This window comes from Actinoplanes sp. NPDC026670, from assembly GCF_040638175.1.
Taxonomy (GTDB): domain Bacteria; phylum Actinomycetota; class Actinomycetes; order Mycobacteriales; family Micromonosporaceae; genus Actinoplanes.
In genome coordinates, this window is record NZ_JBEZXU010000043.1 from 23,226 (window position 1) to 39,761 (window position 16,536).

A 16,536-nucleotide genomic window follows, 5' to 3' on the forward strand; every position below is an offset into this window, starting at 1 on the left:
GGAGGGTTGCGGTACGGGTCCGGCAGTCGCCGGTCGTCAGGCGCCGGTTGCCATCCGGATCAGCGCATTGCCGCCCAGGAGCAGCACGTCCGCGCCGGCGACGAACGCCATGCCGCGCTTGAGCAGCTGCTCGGCCAGCTCCGGGCCGTCGGCACGGAAACCGCGGACGACCAGGATGATGGCGCAGATCACCAGCGGAATCCCGCCGACCAGCAGCAGACCGACCTGCCAGGGGGTGTCGCCGCCGGCCACCAGCAGCCCCACCAGCACGGTCGGCAGGACACCGAAGAACAGCACGGCGAGTACGGCGTACCAGCGGAGAGGCGCGATCGGGTTGCTCACGGCGCAGATCGTATCCGGCCGCCCGATCGTCTTCGCCGTCCCCGGTTCCTTCACCATCTGCGGAATCGCTCGTCACCCGGCCGGTGGATCGAACCAGGACCGGATCGAGTGCTGTAGTCAGCTTCGTAGTCCGGTCGTCACGGGGGAGGTTCGGTCATGGCCGACGAGATGCGGGGTGTCGTGTTCGGCGGGCCGCTCGAACGGCTCCGGCAGGCCGCCCGGGTCGACCTGCCACGGCTGGCCGACGACCTCCGCGCGGACCACCGGCGCACGCATGCGGCCCTGCGGCACGAGTTGTACCTGAAGTACAAGGATCGGGAACGTTGAACGACGGACGACCTTCACGACAGCGCCTGCTCTCGGCCGCTCTGGTCATCGCGGTGACCCTCGGTGTGATCGCGGGGTGCACCAAGCCACCCGGCGATCCGGCGCCACCCACGCCTTCTCCCAGTGCTGATCCTTCGATCCTGCACGATGACATCACCACCGGAATCGTTGTCGAAGACCGTGGCTTCTCGACTTTTCCGGTGCCCGGTGGCAGCGCGACAAGGCGCATCGTGGGGGCGGCGGCGGTCGTCCGGAACTCGACGAACCAGCCGATGAAGCTCCACCTCCAATTCCGATTCGTGGACGGCTCGGGGCGGGGCTGGCGTTCCGATCAGCGCAACGACTGGGCGTCGGTCTTCAACGCGGGCTGGGCCTACCTGCCGCCGGGGCAGGACGTCGAGCTCGGGGGCAGCGAACAGTTCGCCGCCGAGGAGGCGGCCCGCGTCGCGCGCATCGTGTTGTACGCGTATGCCGAACCCGTCCTCTCGCGATCCGTGCTGCTGCGGGCGAAGATCGACCAGTTGCTGCCGCGGCCGGCGGTGAACGGCGGGTGGGACTACGTGTCGTTCGATGTGGACAACACGTGGGGGCGGATCCGGGAGCCGAACTATGTGCTGGTGTTCCGCACGCCGGAGGGGCGGCTGACCGGCGGCTGGTTCGTCGACCGGGCCCACTGGGTCGACATCGAGAAGTCGCTGCCGAAGGGTGAGACCGACGAGTACCGCGCCGGGACCAGCCGGCACACCCTGCCCGTCCTGCTGCCGCCCGGCGTCAGACCGGCTGACGTGACCATGTATCTGTGGCCGTGACCTCGGCCTGAGCCGGGAACACCTTGCCGACCAGGATCTCGTGGACGGCCGGGTCGTTGTCGAGGCAGCCGTCGGCGAGGACGGTCAGCCGGTAGTCGAGGTCGGCCGCCTGCCGCACGGTGGACAGCACCACCCCGCTGGTCGCGATCCCGGCCAGGACCAGGTGGCCGATCCGCTGGGCGCGCAGCAGCAGGTCCAGGTCGCTGCCGGCGAACGCGGACACCCGCCGCTTGGTGACCACGGGTTCGGCCGGCAGCGGCAGCACCGCCGGATGGAACTCGGTGCCGGTGGCGGGCAGGTCACGGCCGGCGAGCCCGCCGAACATCCGGTTGACCGGGTCGACCTCGGGCGCGCCGGCCCGGAAACCCACCCCGACGAAGATCACCGGGAGGGCGGCGGCTCGGGCGGCCTCGACCGCGCCGCGCAGCCGGGGCAGATAGCCGGGGTCCGGGTAACGGGCCACGACGGCGGGCTGGACGTCCATCACGAGCAGGGCGGTACGGCTCAACGCTGATCCATTTCAGTGGGAGTGACGGCTGGGGCAGTGGCCCAGTTGGCCAGGAACTGGAGGGCCGCCGCGGACGGGGTGCCGGGGTCGGCGGTCCCGGCGTGCAGCCGCAGGCCGGGGTGGGAGAGCAGGGTCATCGCCTCGAACCGCACGGTCAGCCGCCCCGCCACGGGATGGTCGAAGAGCTTCACACCGGACCGGCGATGGCGTACGTCGTACAGCTGCCAGAGGGACCGGAAGGTGTCGCTCGCCGTGAGGAGCTCGCTGACCAGGCCGGACAGGTTCTGATCGTCCGGGTGCCGCCCGGTGGCCGTGCGCAGCACCGCCACCGCGTCGTGGGTCATCTCCGCCCATTCCGGGAAGAGTTCGCGGGCGGCCGGGTCCCGGAACAGGAACCGGGCCTGGTTGACCGGCTGGTGCGGGCTGTCGAAGAGCGGCGCGAACAGGGCCCGGCCGAGCGGGTTGGCGGCGAGGACGTCGAGCCGGGTGTTGCCGACATAGGCGGGCGCGGCCGTCATGGCGTCCAGCAGGTGCTGCACCTCCGGCCGCAGGGCGCCGGTCTCGCGGGCCGGCCGGGCCCGGGTGTTCGCGGCGTGGACCAGGTCGAACAGGTGCTCGCGTTCGGCGTCGTCGAGGTGCAGCGCCCGGGCCACCGCGGCGAGGACGTCGTCGGAGTAGCCGCGGGTGTTGCCGCGTTCCAGGCGGGTGTAGTACTCGACGCTGACCCCGGCCAGCTGGGCCACCTCTTCGCGGCGCAGCCCGGCGACCCGGCGTTCGCCGTGGCGGGGGAGCCCGGCCTGCTCGGGCGACAGCCGGGCCCGGCGCGACAGCAGGAAGTCCCGGATCTCGTCTCGGACGCTCACCGCCCGACCATAGATCGCCCTGGTCACCGCCTGGGAGGAACGGACAGTGCCTGGCGGATTGGGGGGTGTCCGCCCCGCACGGGGATTCGGGGCGGACCAGGCAAGCATCCTCCGGTCCGGCCGCCCCGGACGGTAGGCACACGGCGGGTTTTCGCTGGCCGAACGGCCGATCGCCGTCTCCGGCCAGCCGCCCGCGGAAGGTGACCGGCGGAGGGCGGGCGTCAGGTGGTGGCGCGGACCACCACCGTCGACGGGGCCGGCGGCACGTCCGAGATGGGCAGGCCGAGCACGGCGCGGGCCGCGCGGCGGCCGTAACCGGCGGCGTCGATGTGGACGGTGGTCAGGGCCGGCCGCCACAGGTCCCCGTAGCCGGTGTCGTCGAATCCGATCACCGCGAGGTCGCCGGGCGCGCGGAGACCGGCGTCGGCCATGGCGCTGAGCAGGGCGAGCGCCACGCGATCGTCGAAGGCGGCGACCGCCGTGACGGCACCGCGCCGGTCGAGGCCGAACGGCTCCGGCGGGCGCAGCCCATGGGCCGTGGCGACCGCCCGGGCCTGGTCGAGCCGCAGCCCGGCGATCCGCTGGAGCCGGGGGTCGGCGGGCATCGCGAAACCGATCCGGGTGTGGCCGCGGGCCGCCAGGTGGTCGACCTGGGTGGCGGTGTGCGCGGCCAGCCCGTCGATCCAGCCGCCGTCGAGCCGGTCCGGCTCGGGTGTCGCGTAGAGCTCGGCCAGGTCGATGACGGCCCGCGGGTCGGCGGTCTGCACCGCCTGCCGCAGCGACGCCGGGTCGGTCGGCCCGTGCCGGACCAGCAGGGTGAAGCCGTGGCCGGTGAGCTCGGCGTCGAGGCCGTCGATGAAGCTGCGCAGGCTGCCCGCGACCGGGAGCTGCCCGGCGTTGAGCAGCACGAGCCGGGAGCTGCCCTCGCGCAGCGCGCGGGCGCTGCCGTGCGGCACGTAGCCGAGCTCGGCCGCTGCCCGGCGGACCCGCTCCTGGGTGGCCGGCGGGATCGTCTGCCCGGTCACCCGGTTGAGGACGAAACTCGCGGTGGTCGGCGAGACGCCGCTGGCGGCGGCGACGTCTTTCAAGGTCACTCGGGTACGCGGCACGACATCCCCCTTCCGCCCGATACCCTACCGCTCAACTAAAGCGATTTAGTAGTGCTCATGAAGACAGTGATGGTGACCGCCCCGGGCCGGACCGAGATCGTCGACGCGCCCGTCCCCACGGTCGGCCCGGCCGACGTCCTGGTGCGCATCCGGGCCTGCGGGATCTGCGGCTCCGACGGCCTCTACATCTCGGTCGGCGGCATCCCGCCCCGGCAGGGCGCCACCCCGCTCGGCCACGAGCCGGCCGGGGAGATCGTCGCGGCCGGCGCCGGCGTGACCGGCCTGGCGGTCGGCGACCACGTGGTGCTCAACCCGATGGCGTCGTCCGACGGGATCATCGGCAGTGGCGGCGAGCAGGGCGGGCTCAGCGAGTTCGTGCTGATCCGGGACGCGCAGGTGGGCACCCATCTGGTGACCGTGCCGAAGCACATCCCGTTCGAGGTGGCCGCCCTCAACGAGCCGATGGCGGTCGCCACCCACGCGGTCAACCGGCTCGAGCCGAGAGCGGGCCAGACCGCCGTGGTGTTCGGTGCCGGCCCGATCGGGCTGGGCGCGGCGATCGGCCTGAAACTGCGCGGGGCCGCGCACGTGGTGGTCGTCGACGTGGTGCCGAACCGGCTGGCCAAGGCGCTGAAGGTGGGCGCCGACGCGGTGATCGATTCGGCTGAGGAGGACGTCGCGGCCCGGCTGCTGGAGCTGCACGGTGCGGCGCCCCGCTACTTCGGCCGGCACGGGAAACCGGCCACCGACCTCTACCTGGACGCGGCCGGGGCGCCGGCGGTCGTCGAGACGGTGCTCGCGACGGCCCGGCACGGGGCGCGGCTCAGCATCGTGGCGGTGCACAAGAAGCCGGTCGAGGTCGACTTCGGGGCGCTGCTGACCAGCGAGCTCACCATCGCGCTGGCGATGGGCTACCCGACCGAGATCTTCGAGGTCACCAAGGACCTGATCGAGCACTGGGAGCGGTACGCGCTGATCGTCAGCGACGTGCTGCCGTACACCGAGGTGGAGCGGGCCCTGACGCTCGCCGCCACGCCGGGCGCCGCCGACAAGGTGGTGGTGACCCTGCCCTGAGCCGCCCGGGTGGGTCTGCCGGTCCTGGTCACAGCGGGGCCGGTCAGCGCCGCCCGCACCGGCCGCCGGGGCGGTTGCATGGGTTCCGAGCAAAGGAGAACCCCATGACCGTCAACTCCCCGCAGCCGTTGCAGGGCCGTTCCGCGCTGATCACCGGCGCGTCCAGCGGGATCGGCGCGGCCACCGCCGAGCTGCTCGCCGCCCGTGGCGCGACCGTGGCGCTGCTGGCCCGGCGCAAGGACCGCCTCGACGAGCTGACCGGCCGGATCACCGCCGCCGGTGGCACGGCGCTCCCGGTGCCGGTCGACGTCACCGACACCGTGGCGCTCGGGGCCGCGGTGTCCCGGGCCGCCGCGGAGTTCGGTGGTGTGGACCTGGTGGTGAACAACGCCGGGATCATGCTGCCGGCGCCGATCGAGCAGCAGCGCGCCGACCAGTGGCAGACCCAGATCGACCTGAACGTGACGGCCGCCGTGCACACCGTCGGCGCGGTGACGCCGCTGCTCGTGGCGGCGGCCGCCGCCGGGCGTACCGCCGATCTGTTCACCACGTCGTCGATCGCGGCGCAGAACATCTTCCCGACCTTCGCCGTCTACTCGGCGACGAAGGCGTTCATCACCCACCTGTCCCGGCACCTGCGCGCCGAGCTGGGCGGCCGGGACATCCGGGTGTCGGCGATCGAGCCGGGCATCGTCGGCACCGAGCTGCAGGGCCACGTCACCGACCAGGGCGCGCTGGACTGGCTCGCCGGGGCAGCCGCGTCGGTCGAGTTCCTGACCCCGCAGGACGTGGCCGAGGTGATCGCGTTCGCGGCGGCCCTGCCGAAGCGGGTCAACCTTCAGCAGGTGACGATCATGCCGACCCGGCAGGCCGCCTGATCCGTTGAGTGGGTCCGGCAGTACCAGTCAGCGGTGCTGCCGGGCCCGTCCGGCGGGGGAGACTGGGTGCGTGGAGAAGAACGCCGAGCTCAAGGACTTCCTGCGGACCCGCCGGGCCCGGCTCACCCCGCGCGACGCGGGCATCACCGACGCCTTCCCGGGGCGGCGGGTGCCGGGGCTGCGGCGGGAGGAGATCGCCGCGCTCGCCGGGGTCAGCGTCGACTACTACGTACGGCTGGAGCAGGGCCGCGACCTCAACCCGTCGAGCACCGTGATCGAGGCGATCGCCCGGGCGCTGCAGCTCGACGACACCGAGCGGGCGCACCTGTTCGACCTGGTCAAGGCCCGGCCCGGCCGGTCGGCGCCCCGGCCTCAGCGGGTACGCCCCGGGATGTACCAGATGCTGGAGACGCTCGACGACGCCGCGTCCCCGGCGTTCGTGCTGGGCCGGCGGATGGACCTGCTCGCCGCCAACCGGATGGCCCGCGCCCTGATCTGCGACTTCAACCTGCTGCCGGCCGCGCAGCGCAACAAGGCGCGTTTCATTTTCCTCGACCCGCGGGCACGCGACCTCTACGTGCAGTGGGCGAAGGTGGCCGCCGAGACGGTCGCGGTGCTGCGGGTGGAGGCCGGCCGGCACCCCGACGACCCGAAACTGGCCGCGCTGGTCGACGAGCTGTCGGTCAAGTCCGAGGAGTTCCGGCGCTGGTGGTCCGACCATCAGGTGCTGGTCCGCACGTCGGGCAGCAAGCTGTACCGGCATCCGGTGGTCGGCGAGCTGACCATCGACTTCCAGGCGCTCCAACTGCCGGAGGACCCGGACCAGACGCTGTTCGTCTACACGGCCCGGTCCGGGTCCCCGTCGCACGAGGCGTTGCGGTTGCTGGCCAGCTGGAGCGCTCAGGAGACCGGGGCCAGGGAGGGCGCCGGGGCGGGCGTGGTCTCCGGGGCGCCCGGCTTGCCCTCCAGGTCGTAGGCGACCTCGGCGTGCTCGACCAGGTCGACGCCTTCGGCCTCCTTCGCCGTGGACAGCCGCAGGCCGATCGTCTTCTGCAGGGCGAACGCGATCACCCAGGTGACCGCGAACGAGTAGGCGAGCACCGCCAGCGCCGCCACGGTCTGCTTGCCGAGCAGGGTGAACCCGCCGCCGTAGAACAGGCCGGCCTGGCCGCTGGGGGCGTCCGCGATGCCGAACAGGCCGATCAGGATGGTGCCGATCAGGCCGCCGGCCAGGTGCACGCCGACGACGTCGAGGGAGTCGTCGTAGCCGAACCGGTACTTGAGGGCGACCGCGAGCGGGCACACCGCACCGGCGATCGCGCCGATGGCGAGCGCGCCGAGCGGGCTGACCGCGCCGCAGGCCGGGGTGATCGCGACCAGACCGGCGATCGCCCCGGACATGCCGCCCAGCGTGGTGGCGTGCCCGTCGCGCAGCTTCTCCACGAACAGCCAGGCCAGGATGGCCGCGCAGGTGGCGTTGAAGGTGGTCAGCATGACGATGGAGGCGCTGTTGCCGGCGGCCAGCGCCGAGCCGCCGTTGAAGCCGAACCACCCGAACCAGAGCATCCCGGCGCCGAGCGCCACCAGTGGCAGGCCGTTGGGGCGGGCCTGCGACGGCCAGCCGGTGCGCTTGCCGGCCACCAGGACCAGCGCCAGGGCGGCGACACCGGCATTGATGTGTACGGCCGTCCCGCCCGCGAAGTCGACGGCGGCCAGCTTGTTGGCGATCCAGCCGCCGGTCACGCCGCCGTCGGCCGAGTCGAACGCGAACACCCAGTGCGCGACCGGGAAGTAGACCAGCGTCGCCCACAGCCCGGCGAAGATCAGCCACGGCCCGAACCGGACCCGGTCGGCGACCGCGCCGGCGATCAGGGCGGTGGTGATCACCGCGAACAGCGCCTGGAAGATGGCGACCAGCGCGGGTGGCAGGGTGGCCGCCTCGTCTCCGGCGACCATGGCGCTGAGCCCGGCGTGCTCGGTCAGGTCGCCGAGCAGGCCGAGGCCGCCGTAGGAGTCGCCGAAGACGGCGGAGAAGCCGAAGAGGGTCCAGAGGACGCCGACGACGGCGACACTGCCGAAAACCATCATGATCATATTGAGTACGGACCGGGCGCCGACCATGCCGCCGTAGAACAGGGCCAGGCCGGGGATCATGAGCGCGACGGCCATCGAGGCCGCGAGGATGAATGCGGTGCTGCCGACGTCCAAGAGAAGCGATCCTTTGTCTACTGAGATAAAACAACGGACACTCTCAGTAGACTTAACAAGTGTTGCCGTTCAATGTCAGCGGTGCGGCGCGACGGTGTCCGGGAAGGCGATCACCGACAGGAAGCGGATCGGCAGCTCGATCAGGTCGGCCGGGCCGTGCGCGCCCTCCCCGTCCATCTGGAGCGAGTCACCCGGGGTGAGCCGGTGCACCGACCGCCCGTGCGCGTAGTCCATCACCCCTTCGAGCATGTAGATGAACTCCGTGCCCGGGTGCTGGAACAGCGGATACGTCTCGCTCTTCGCGGTCAGCGTGACATGCAGGCACTCCAGCCGCCGGTGCTCCCCGCGCAGCGAGCCGAGCAGGTGGTACTCGTGCCCGGCCTGCGACCCGTCCCGGACGATCGCGGTGCCACCCCCGGCCGGCACGAACGACGACGGCCGCTCCCGGTCGGCCCCGCGGAACAGGCTGGTCACCGGCACGTCCAGCCCGTCGGCCAGCGCGCCGAGCGTGCCCAGGCTGCACGACGTCTGCGCATTCTCGATCTTGGACAGCATCGCCTTGGAGATGCCGACCCGGGCAGCCAGCTCGGCGACCGTCAGGCCGTACTGAATGCGCAGCTCGCGGACGTTGCGCCCGATCGCCGTCTCGAGGTCGAGGCCGCCGACCGGCTCGCCGGAGGCCCGCTCCCGGGCCGTCCCGGTGTCATTGCGAAGGAGTGTCACCTACACAGTCTCCCGCAGCGGCCGGACCGCGGCCGGAACCGGTGCTCCCGCCGGCACGTACTGCGCCGTGAAACTGCCGTGATAGCCGAAGAGCGGCCCGAAACGACGGTTCGTGACGGTCACCCGGATCCGGAAACACTGCGCCCAGGCGTCCCAGATCTCATGCACCTCGGCGTCGCCGCGGATCAGCGCCGGACAGCCGACCCCGCCACGGAACAACTGCGCGCCGCTACGGATCCGCAGCCCGCCCCGGCCGTCGGCGGACACGTCGAGATCGACGGCGAGATGCTGGGTGGTGCCGAGATAGTCGACCAGCACCTGCCGGTCCGGGTCGTAGACCATCGTGGCGTCGAAACGGCGGCGCCGGTGCGGCCGCACCTGGAAGGTCCGCACGAACGTGAGCGTCGGCCGCCGGAAACTGTCCTGGTAGGCGTAGTTCTCGATGGTGAACGGCACGTCGGCCCCAGTCTCCGGGAACAGGATGTGCCGCAGCGTCCCGACGTGCAGGAACGGCGCGGTGAACGCCCGCCCCCGCCAGACCCGGTCCATCGTCCCGGTGCCGACGCACCCCTGGTCGCGCTCGCCGTCGACCCCGAAACGCCGCTGCATGTTCGGGTGCAGGCGGTCGAAGCCGGCACCGAGAGCCTGTTGAAAGACCGAGGTCATCGCTGGTCACCCTTTCCCGGCCGCCGCCGGCATCGCCGGGCGGCAGGTGTTTTTCGATGCGGCGGTACGGCCACGGCAAAAGCCGTGGCCAGCAGGAGGCTCCACGGCCGTCCCCAGGCGGTGGCGGCGGCGATCAGCCCACCGCGCAGGATCAGTTCGCCCACGGCGTGCAGCCGGGCCCGCTCGGGTGGCACACCGTGCTCGAGCCAGATCCGCAGACGGTCGAACGACCAGGCCGTGGCCCACCCGAACACCGGCGCGAACCCGACGTCGAACACCCGCCCGAACCGTCCCCACCGGGTGCGGTAGCCGTAGCCGGTGAGGAAGCGCACGCCGCCGCCGACCGGCACATACCGCCAGTAGCCGGACCCCTCGCGGATCGGTGACCGCCGGTCACCGGACCCGAACCGCAGCGACGACACCGCCCCGCCGTCGCTGCGCCGCTCCCCGCCGTGCACCCCGAACCCGGCGATCTCGACGCCGGGCAGCACCGCCGTGGCATAGGTGAACTCGGCCGGCGCCGTCCCCGGAACCGGATCGATCCGCCCGAACCGCACATCCCACCGCACGTGCTCCCGGTGATCCTGCGTCGCTCCCCAGACACGCTCCAGCGGAGCAGCGATCACCGTCTCCACGTAGACCCTGCCCACGACGCCTCCCAAGGGTTTGAGCACCCGCTCAAACCTAGCGTCTTTTAAGCGACCGCTCAACCCCTGCGCGGGACCCGGAAACGATCGGCCGCCGGGGCGACGCCCAGGGCGGAGTCCGCGATCAGGGCGCCGAGCAGTGGGGCGAACTTGGCGCCGTGACCCGAGCACGGGGAGGCGACGGTGAACGGCCCGGCCGTGTCGATGACGAAGTCCTCGGTCGGTGTCATGGTGAAGACGCAGGTGGTTTCCGCGTACGGCTCGGGGACCAGGCCGGGCAGGTACTTCTCGACGTACTCGACGACCCGCCGCCGGTTGTCCGGGTCGACGATGCCGTCGTTGCCGGCCGCTGACGGGATGCCGGTGCCGCCCAGATACTCGGCGACCTTGTGCCCGCGGTGACCGGCGTCCCGCCCGCCCGGCAACGAGTAGGTCGCGATGTCCGCCTGCTTGTGCACCGTCGTGGGCCAGTCGGCGACCGGGTCCCGATAGGGGAAGTGGAACGCCTGCTCCTTGCTGACATGTAGCGGCGGGAGCTGGAACGGCAGGTCGGCGGCGAGCGACGGCAGCCAGCCACCCGCGGCCACGACGACGTGGTCCACGGTCAGCTCGTCACCGTGCGCGGAACGGATCGACACGCGGGCGCCGTCGGGCACGAGCCGGGTGACCGTCCAGTCCTCCCGGACCGCCGCGCCGGCCGACCGGGCCAGCGCGATCATGGCGTTCACCGACGACTCGGCGTCGAGCACACCGGCGCCCGGCTGCCACAGCACCGGCCCGTCGATGTGCATGCCCGGCCATCGGCGGGCCGCCTGCGACGCGGTGAGCAGCTCGTTCTCGACACCGATCGACGTGAGGACGCCGGCCAGGTGGGCGGGGTCGCGCCGCGTGCCGAAGTCGAGCGCCCCGACGTAGCGGATCAGTGGGACGTCGGCTGCCTGGGAGAGTTCGTCCCAGTGGTCACGGGCCTCGGCTGCCAGGTTCGCGTAGAACGGGTCCGGGTAGGCGTACCGGAAGATTCTCGCCGAGCCGTGTGAACTGCCCTGCCGGTTGGCGGGCGCCGCCCGCTCGAGAACCGTGACCCGCTCGCCGCGCTGAGCCAGCCGCCAGGCCGTCGCCGCTCCGGCGAGCCCGGCCCCGACGACGGCGAACTCGCGGCTCACCGCACGGCCCCCGGAGTCCGGCCGGCGGTCGATGTGCGCGTCACCGCGCCGCCCCCGGGATCCAGTCGGTGCCGGCCAGCGGCACCCGGGCCATCGCGGCCGCCTCGATGGTCACCGCGACCAGGTCCTCCGGCTCCAGGTGGGTGACGTGGGCCTTGCCGCAGGCGCGCGCGATGGTCTGCGCCTCCATGGTGAGCACCCGCAGGTAGTTGGCGAGCCGCCGGCCGCCCTCGACCGGATCGAGCCGCGCGGCCAGCTCCGGGTCCTGGGTGGTGATGCCGGCCGGGTCGCGCCCGTCCTGGAAGTCGTCGTAGAAGCCGGCCGCCGAGCCGAGCGCCTCGTACTCGGCCGACCAGCGCGGATCGTTGTCGCCGAGCGCGATCAGCGCCGCCGTGCCGATGGCGACCGCGTCCGCGCCGAGGGCGAGGGCCTTGGCGACGTCGGCGCCGGTCCGGATCCCGCCCGACACGATCAGCTGGACCCCCGTCGCCCCCTGCCGGTGCACGCCGAGTTCCTGCAGCGCCTGCACGGCCTGGGGGAGCGCGGCGAGGGTCGGGATGCCGACGTGCTCGATGAACACGTCCTGGGTGGCCGCGGTCCCGCCCTGCATCCCGTCGACCACCACGACGTCCGCCCCGGCGTGCACGGCCAGCTTGACGTCGTAGTAGGTGCGGGTGGCGCCGACCTTCACGTAGATCGGCTTCTCATGGTCGGTGATCTCCCGCAGCTCCTGGATCTTGATGGTCAGGTCGTCCGGGCCGGTCCAGTCCGGGTGCCGGCAGGCGCTGCGCTGGTCGATGCCCTCGGGCAGGGTCCGCATCGCCGCCACCCGGGAGTTGATCTTCTGGCCGAGCAGCATGCCACCGCCACCGGGTTTGGCGCCCTGGCCGAGGACGATCTCGATGGCGTCGGCCCGCCGCAGGTCGTCCGGGTTCATCCCGTACCGCGACGGCAGGTACTGGTAGACCAGGTGCTTGGACTGGCCGCGCTCCTCGGGTGTCATGCCGCCGTCGCCGGTGGTGGTGCTGGTGCCCACCTCCGACGCGCCCCGGCCGAGCGCCTCCTTGGCCTGCGCCGACAGCGCCCCGAAACTCATCCCGGCGATGGTCACCGGGATGTCCAGGTGCAGCGGGTACTCGGCATTGCGCCCGCCGAGGACCACGTCGGTGCCGCACGCCTCCCGGTAGCCCTCGAGCGGGTAGCGGGACATGCTCGCGCCGAGGAACAGCAGGTCGTCGAAGTGCGGCAGCGGCCGTTTGGCGCCCCAGCCGCGGATGTCGTAGACGCCCGTGGCGGCGGCCCGCTGGATGGCGTGGATGGTCGCCCGGTCGAAGGTCGCCGATTCGCGGAGATGGCTCATCAGTATTCGTTCCCCGTGTGGAAGTGGTAGAGCTGCCGGGCCGATCCGTAACGCGTGTAGGCGGCGGTGTCGTCGTCCGGCCAGCCCGCCCGGTCGAGCAGTCTGCGCAGCTCGGCGTGGTGCTCGGGGCGCATGTCCTTGGCGATGCAGTCGGCGCCCAGCGACGACACCTTGCCCCGCACGTAGAGCCGCGCCTCGTAGATCGAGTCGCCGAGCGCCTCCCCGGCGTCGCCGCGCACCACGAGCCGGCCGGCCTGGGCCATGAACGCGCTCATGTGCCCGATGCTGCCGCCGACCACGATGTCCACGCCCTTCATCGAGATCCCGCACCTGGCGGCGGCGTCGCCGGTGATCACCAGCAGCCCGCCGTGCGCGGTGGCGCCGGCCGACTGGGAGGCGTTGCCGTTGACCCGCACGCTGCCGCTCATCATGTTCTCGGCGACGCCGACCCCGGCATTGCCGTTGATCACCACGTCGGCGAGCTGGTTCATCCCGGCCGCGTAGTAGCCGCAGTGCCCGTCGATCGTCACGTGCAGCGGGGTGCGCAGCCCGGCCGCGACGCTGTGCTTGCCGTTCGGCGCGGTGATCGTCACCGTCCCGGAGTCCAGGCGGTGCAGGGCGCGGTTGACGCCGCTCGCCATGGCGTAGGTCAGCGTGTCCATGCGTAGATCCGTTCCGGCTCGGGTTCGAAGATGCGGGCCTGTTCGATGCCGGGCAGGCCGACGAGCGCCCGGTACTCCGACGCCATCGCCACCCACGCGTCCGTTTCGGCGATCACCGCGGGTTTGCAGGCGATCGCGTCGCGGACCACGGCGAACGAGTCCCGATTCGACACGAGCAGCGTGTAGAAACCGTCGAACTCGGCGCACAGGCTCTTCAGGGCCGACTCGATGTCCCGGCCGTCGGCGAGCGCCTGGGCCACGTACCGGGCGCCGACCTCGGTGTCGTTCTCGCTGTCGAACACCACGCCACGCGCTCTCAGGTGGCGGCGGATGGTGGCGTGGTTGGCGAACGAGCCGTTGTGCACCAGGCACTGGTCCGGGCCGACCGCGTAGGGGTGCGCGCCGGCCGGGGTGACCGCCGACTCGGTGGCCATCCGGGTGTGCCCGACGCCCTGCCAGCCCTGCGCCTGTTCGAGCCGGAACGTGGCGGCCAGGTCGCGGGGGTGGCCGACGCCCTTGAGCACGGTCAGCTCTGCACCGAACCCGGCGATCGGCAGTCCGGCCAGCTTCGCCAGCAGCTCGGCGACCGGCGCCGGCGCGTGCACCACCTGGACCTCGCCGAGGTCGACGACCGTCGCGCCGTCGATCGGCGGGACCGACGGGGCCAGCACGGTCACCGTGGCGTGGCCCGGCGGCGACCAGACCGGATCGCCGTAGACGGCCACCCCGGCCGAGTCGGCGCCCCGCTCGGACATCTCGCACAGCATGCCGGTCAGCAGCGAGCCGAGCCGTGGATACAGGTCGGGGTCTCGCAGATGGAGACCGACGATTCCACACATCGAGGAGATTCCCCTTTCAGAACGCTTGCAGGTACCTGTCGATCTCCCAGGGCGACACGGCGCTGTGCCAGGCGAAGAACTCCTCCCGCTTGAGCTGGGCGAAGTAGGCGGCCACCCCGCTGCCGGCGGCGTCCAGCACCCCGGTCAGCAGGTCGTCGGCCTCGAACGCGCTCACCGCGTCGAGCAGGGTCAGCGGCAGCGGGTCGCCCTTGGCCTCGCCCGCGCCCGGACGGCCCGGATCCAGCGAGCGGGCGATCCCGTCCAGGCCCGCGCCCAGGGCGCCGGCGATGGCCAGGTACGGATTCGCCGACCCGTCACCACCACGCAGCTCGACACGCTGGTCGTCGGGCACCCGTACGTAATGGGTCCGGTCGTTGCCGCCGTAGGTGGCGCAGCGCGGCGACCAGGACGCGCCGGATGCCGTGGCCACCGCCCCGGTCCGCTTGTAGGAGTTGACCGTGGGCGCGAGCAGCGCCTGCAGGGCGCAGGCGTGTTCGAGCACCCCGGCCACGAACGCGTAGGCCGCCGGCGACAACCCCAGACCCCGATCGTCGTCCGCGGCGGGAAAGATCCGCCGCTCACCCTCGGTGAGCGACATGTGCAGGTGCAACCCGTTGCCGGTACGGTCGGCGAACGGCTTGGGCATGAAGGTGGCGGTCATCCCGCGCTGTTCGGCGAGCATGGTCAGCAGATAGCGCAGGGTGATCACCCGGTCGGCGGTGGTGAGCGCGTCGGCGTACTCGAAGTTCTGCTCGAACTGCCCGTTGCCGTCCTCGTGATCGTTGGCGTAGTTGCCCCAGCCCAGCTCGTTCATCGCGGTGGAGATCGCGGTGAGGTGCTCGTACATCCGGGTCACGCCCCGCGCGTCATAGCAGGGCTGCGCGGCGGTGTCGAGCGCGTCGGCCGGCCGGATGCCGCCGTTGCCGTCCCGCTCGACCAGGAAGTATTCGACCTCGGCGCCCACCCACGGGGTGTATCCGGCGTCGGCGGCGCGGGCCAGCACGGCCTTGAGGATGTTGCGGGGCGCGAACCGCCACGGCTCGCCGCCGACGTGCGGGTCGCAGTGCACGATGGCCAGGCCGGGCTTGAGGAACGGCACCGGGGTGAACGACGACGGGTCGGGGATCGCCATCAGGTCGGGGTCGCGGGGCTGCTGGCCGATCGCGCCGACCGCGTAGCCGGCGAAGCCGACCCCCTCGCGGGCCAGGGTCTCGACCGCCTCGACCGGGACGAGCTTGGCGCACGGCTTGCCGCGCAGGTCGACGAAGAGCGCCAGGATGAAACGGACGTTCGCGGCTTCGGCCAGTTGCGCGAGCTCGGATGCCTGTGACGGTGCCTGTGACACGTGACCTCCCCTGAAGAAGATTCTTCACAAGAAACTCTGTTTCGCAAGAGTGAACAGAATCTCTGTTACGGGAGGCTGCCGGATCTGTTACGTCCCCGGCACGGCGGTGCCGGGGACGGTCCAGGCGCTAGCGTCAGGCGCGGTCGGTCAGCCCGCTGCCGGCGATCGCCGGCAGGTAGCCGCGGGCCTGGCCGGTCGCGGTCGGGTGCAGCACCCGGTTGTCGCGCAGGCCCTCCACGCCGACCAGCCACGGCTTGTGGCTGCACAGCCCGTGCCGGGCGAAGCCCGGCTCGACGTCGACATAGCGGACCCGGTTGCGGGCCGCGGCCGCGGCGATGGCGGCGTTCAGGCCGGTGACCACCTGGTTGGCGCGGGCCCGCATCCGGGCGGTCACCGGCAGGCCCGGGCACTGCCGGCTCCGCGCGAACGGCAGCGGGTAGCCGGTGATGACCACGCGGGCGTTCGGGGCGGCGGTGACGACCGCGCGCAGCATCCGGTTCAGGTCACGCGGCAGGGCGGCGGTGAGCTTCCGGTGCACGGCCAGGCCGTCGTTCTGGCAGGCGGCCGCCGCGAACCGGTTCAGGCACGAGACCAGCAGCCGCTTGAGTTCGAGGTCGTTGGCGCCCGCGGTGATGGTGACGAGCTGGGTGCGCGGGCTGAGCGCGGACGTCTGCCGGATCACGTCGGCGGTCGTCGCTCCGGCACACGAGGCGTTGCGCACCGAGATGCCGCCGTGCGCCTCGCGCGCGAGCAGCGCCGGGTAGCCGGCCGCGGTCCGGCCGCACGGGTCGCTCGTCGCCTCGGCGCCGAACCCGGCGGCGTAGGAGTCGCCGAGCGCGACGTACTGGAGCGGGGCCGGCGCGATGGACACGGCCACGGCGGTCGCGGGGGCGGCCCAGGCGGTGGCGGTCAGCGCGACGGTCGCGCAGACGGCGACGACACGCTGGTAGATCGCGGTGGGATAGGGCATTGCGGGTCTCCGTATTCGGTGCGGTGGTGTGCGCGGTGAACCG

Annotated in this window: 19 protein-coding genes; 5 read left to right on the forward strand and 14 right to left on the reverse strand. The window is 72.3% G+C overall.

Going from position 1 to position 16,536, the window contains the following annotated elements; translation table 11 throughout:
• Positions 1-36 precede the first annotated feature (36 nt).
• A complete protein-coding gene (locus AB0E94_RS33910; RefSeq protein WP_360334962.1) occupies positions 37-342 on the reverse strand; it encodes a hypothetical protein in 306 nt (101 codons plus the stop codon).
• Positions 343-498: 156 nt separating this feature from the next.
• On the opposite strand from AB0E94_RS33910, the gene AB0E94_RS33915 reads away from it, so the two are divergent.
• The gene (locus tag AB0E94_RS33915) at positions 499-669 is read left to right on the forward strand and encodes a hypothetical protein (protein WP_360334964.1); all 171 of its coding nucleotides are present in this window, start codon (positions 499-501) and stop codon (positions 667-669) included.
• Entirely contained in the window at positions 666-1,478 is an 813-nt protein-coding gene (locus tag AB0E94_RS33920; RefSeq protein WP_360334966.1) for a hypothetical protein, read from the forward strand. Before AB0E94_RS33915 ends, AB0E94_RS33920 begins: the two co-directional genes overlap by 4 nt.
• On the opposite strand, the gene AB0E94_RS33925 is transcribed toward AB0E94_RS33920, so the two are convergent.
• The 3 genes from AB0E94_RS33925 to AB0E94_RS33935 all read right to left on the reverse strand — a co-directional run bounded on the left by AB0E94_RS33925 (position 1,441) and on the right by AB0E94_RS33935 (position 3,958).
• Positions 1,441-1,986, reverse strand: a complete 546-nt coding sequence (locus AB0E94_RS33925; protein ID WP_360334968.1) for an isochorismatase family cysteine hydrolase — start codon at positions 1,984-1,986, stop codon at positions 1,441-1,443. The two genes, AB0E94_RS33920 and AB0E94_RS33925, sit on opposite strands and share 38 nt — an antisense overlap.
• A complete protein-coding gene (locus tag AB0E94_RS33930; RefSeq protein ID WP_360334970.1) occupies positions 1,983-2,849 on the reverse strand; it encodes a helix-turn-helix transcriptional regulator in 867 nt (288 codons plus the stop codon). The genes AB0E94_RS33925 and AB0E94_RS33930 overlap by 4 nt, the downstream gene beginning before the upstream one ends.
• 221 nt (positions 2,850-3,070) lie before the next feature.
• Positions 3,071-3,958, reverse strand: coding sequence for a LacI family DNA-binding transcriptional regulator (locus AB0E94_RS33935; protein WP_360334972.1), 888 nt, complete (start codon positions 3,956-3,958; stop codon positions 3,071-3,073).
• Positions 3,959-4,015: 57 nt separating this feature from the next.
• On the opposite strand from AB0E94_RS33935, the gene AB0E94_RS33940 reads away from it, so the two are divergent.
• The 3 genes from AB0E94_RS33940 to AB0E94_RS33950 all read left to right on the forward strand — a co-directional run bounded on the left by AB0E94_RS33940 (position 4,016) and on the right by AB0E94_RS33950 (position 6,886).
• On the forward strand, positions 4,016-5,032 hold the full coding sequence (locus tag AB0E94_RS33940) for a zinc-binding dehydrogenase (RefSeq protein ID WP_360334974.1): 1,017 nt from the start codon (positions 4,016-4,018) through the stop codon (positions 5,030-5,032).
• Positions 5,033-5,136: 104 nt separating this feature from the next.
• Positions 5,137-5,910 carry an SDR family oxidoreductase gene (locus AB0E94_RS33945; RefSeq protein WP_360334976.1) on the forward strand — a complete coding sequence of 258 codons (774 nt, stop codon included), beginning with the start codon at positions 5,137-5,139 and terminating at the stop codon, positions 5,908-5,910.
• A gap of 70 nt (positions 5,911-5,980) precedes the next feature.
• Complete coding sequence (locus AB0E94_RS33950) at positions 5,981-6,886, forward strand: helix-turn-helix transcriptional regulator (RefSeq protein WP_360334978.1); 906 nt, start codon at positions 5,981-5,983, stop codon at positions 6,884-6,886.
• Here the strand turns inward: AB0E94_RS33950 and AB0E94_RS33955 are convergent.
• The 10 genes from AB0E94_RS33955 to AB0E94_RS34000 all read right to left on the reverse strand — a co-directional run bounded on the left by AB0E94_RS33955 (position 6,811) and on the right by AB0E94_RS34000 (position 16,493).
• On the reverse strand, positions 6,811-8,118 hold the full coding sequence (locus AB0E94_RS33955; RefSeq protein WP_360334980.1) for an ammonium transporter: 1,308 nt from the start codon (positions 8,116-8,118) through the stop codon (positions 6,811-6,813). The genes AB0E94_RS33950 and AB0E94_RS33955 overlap by 76 nt on opposite strands.
• Before the next feature lie 75 nt (positions 8,119-8,193).
• Complete coding sequence (locus AB0E94_RS33960) at positions 8,194-8,841, reverse strand: XRE family transcriptional regulator (protein WP_360334982.1); 648 nt, start codon at positions 8,839-8,841, stop codon at positions 8,194-8,196.
• A complete protein-coding gene (locus AB0E94_RS33965; protein WP_360334984.1) occupies positions 8,842-9,507 on the reverse strand; it encodes a DUF4166 domain-containing protein in 666 nt (221 codons plus the stop codon).
• On the reverse strand, positions 9,504-10,157 hold the full coding sequence (locus AB0E94_RS33970; protein ID WP_360334986.1) for a hypothetical protein: 654 nt from the start codon (positions 10,155-10,157) through the stop codon (positions 9,504-9,506). The genes AB0E94_RS33965 and AB0E94_RS33970 overlap by 4 nt, the downstream gene beginning before the upstream one ends.
• 56 nt (positions 10,158-10,213) lie before the next feature.
• Positions 10,214-11,317 (reverse strand): FAD-dependent oxidoreductase, encoded by a 1,104-nt coding sequence (locus AB0E94_RS33975; RefSeq protein ID WP_360334988.1) that lies wholly within the window; start codon positions 11,315-11,317, stop codon positions 10,214-10,216.
• Between the two features lie 40 nt (positions 11,318-11,357).
• The gene (locus AB0E94_RS33980) at positions 11,358-12,677 is read right to left on the reverse strand and encodes an FMN-binding glutamate synthase family protein (RefSeq protein WP_360334990.1); all 1,320 of its coding nucleotides are present in this window, start codon (positions 12,675-12,677) and stop codon (positions 11,358-11,360) included.
• Positions 12,677-13,339, reverse strand: a complete 663-nt coding sequence (locus tag AB0E94_RS33985; protein WP_360334992.1) for a hypothetical protein — start codon at positions 13,337-13,339, stop codon at positions 12,677-12,679. Before AB0E94_RS33985 ends, AB0E94_RS33980 begins: the two co-directional genes overlap by 1 nt.
• Complete coding sequence (locus tag AB0E94_RS33990; protein ID WP_360334994.1) at positions 13,327-14,178, reverse strand: hypothetical protein; 852 nt, start codon at positions 14,176-14,178, stop codon at positions 13,327-13,329. Before AB0E94_RS33990 ends, AB0E94_RS33985 begins: the two co-directional genes overlap by 13 nt.
• A gap of 16 nt (positions 14,179-14,194) precedes the next feature.
• Positions 14,195-15,523 carry a type III glutamate--ammonia ligase gene (glnT, locus tag AB0E94_RS33995; RefSeq protein ID WP_360334996.1) on the reverse strand — a complete coding sequence of 443 codons (1,329 nt, stop codon included), beginning with the start codon at positions 15,521-15,523 and terminating at the stop codon, positions 14,195-14,197.
• Positions 15,524-15,656: 133 nt separating this feature from the next.
• Positions 15,657-16,493, reverse strand: a complete 837-nt coding sequence (locus AB0E94_RS34000; protein ID WP_360334998.1) for an SGNH/GDSL hydrolase family protein — start codon at positions 16,491-16,493, stop codon at positions 15,657-15,659.
• Positions 16,494-16,536 lie beyond the last annotated feature (43 nt).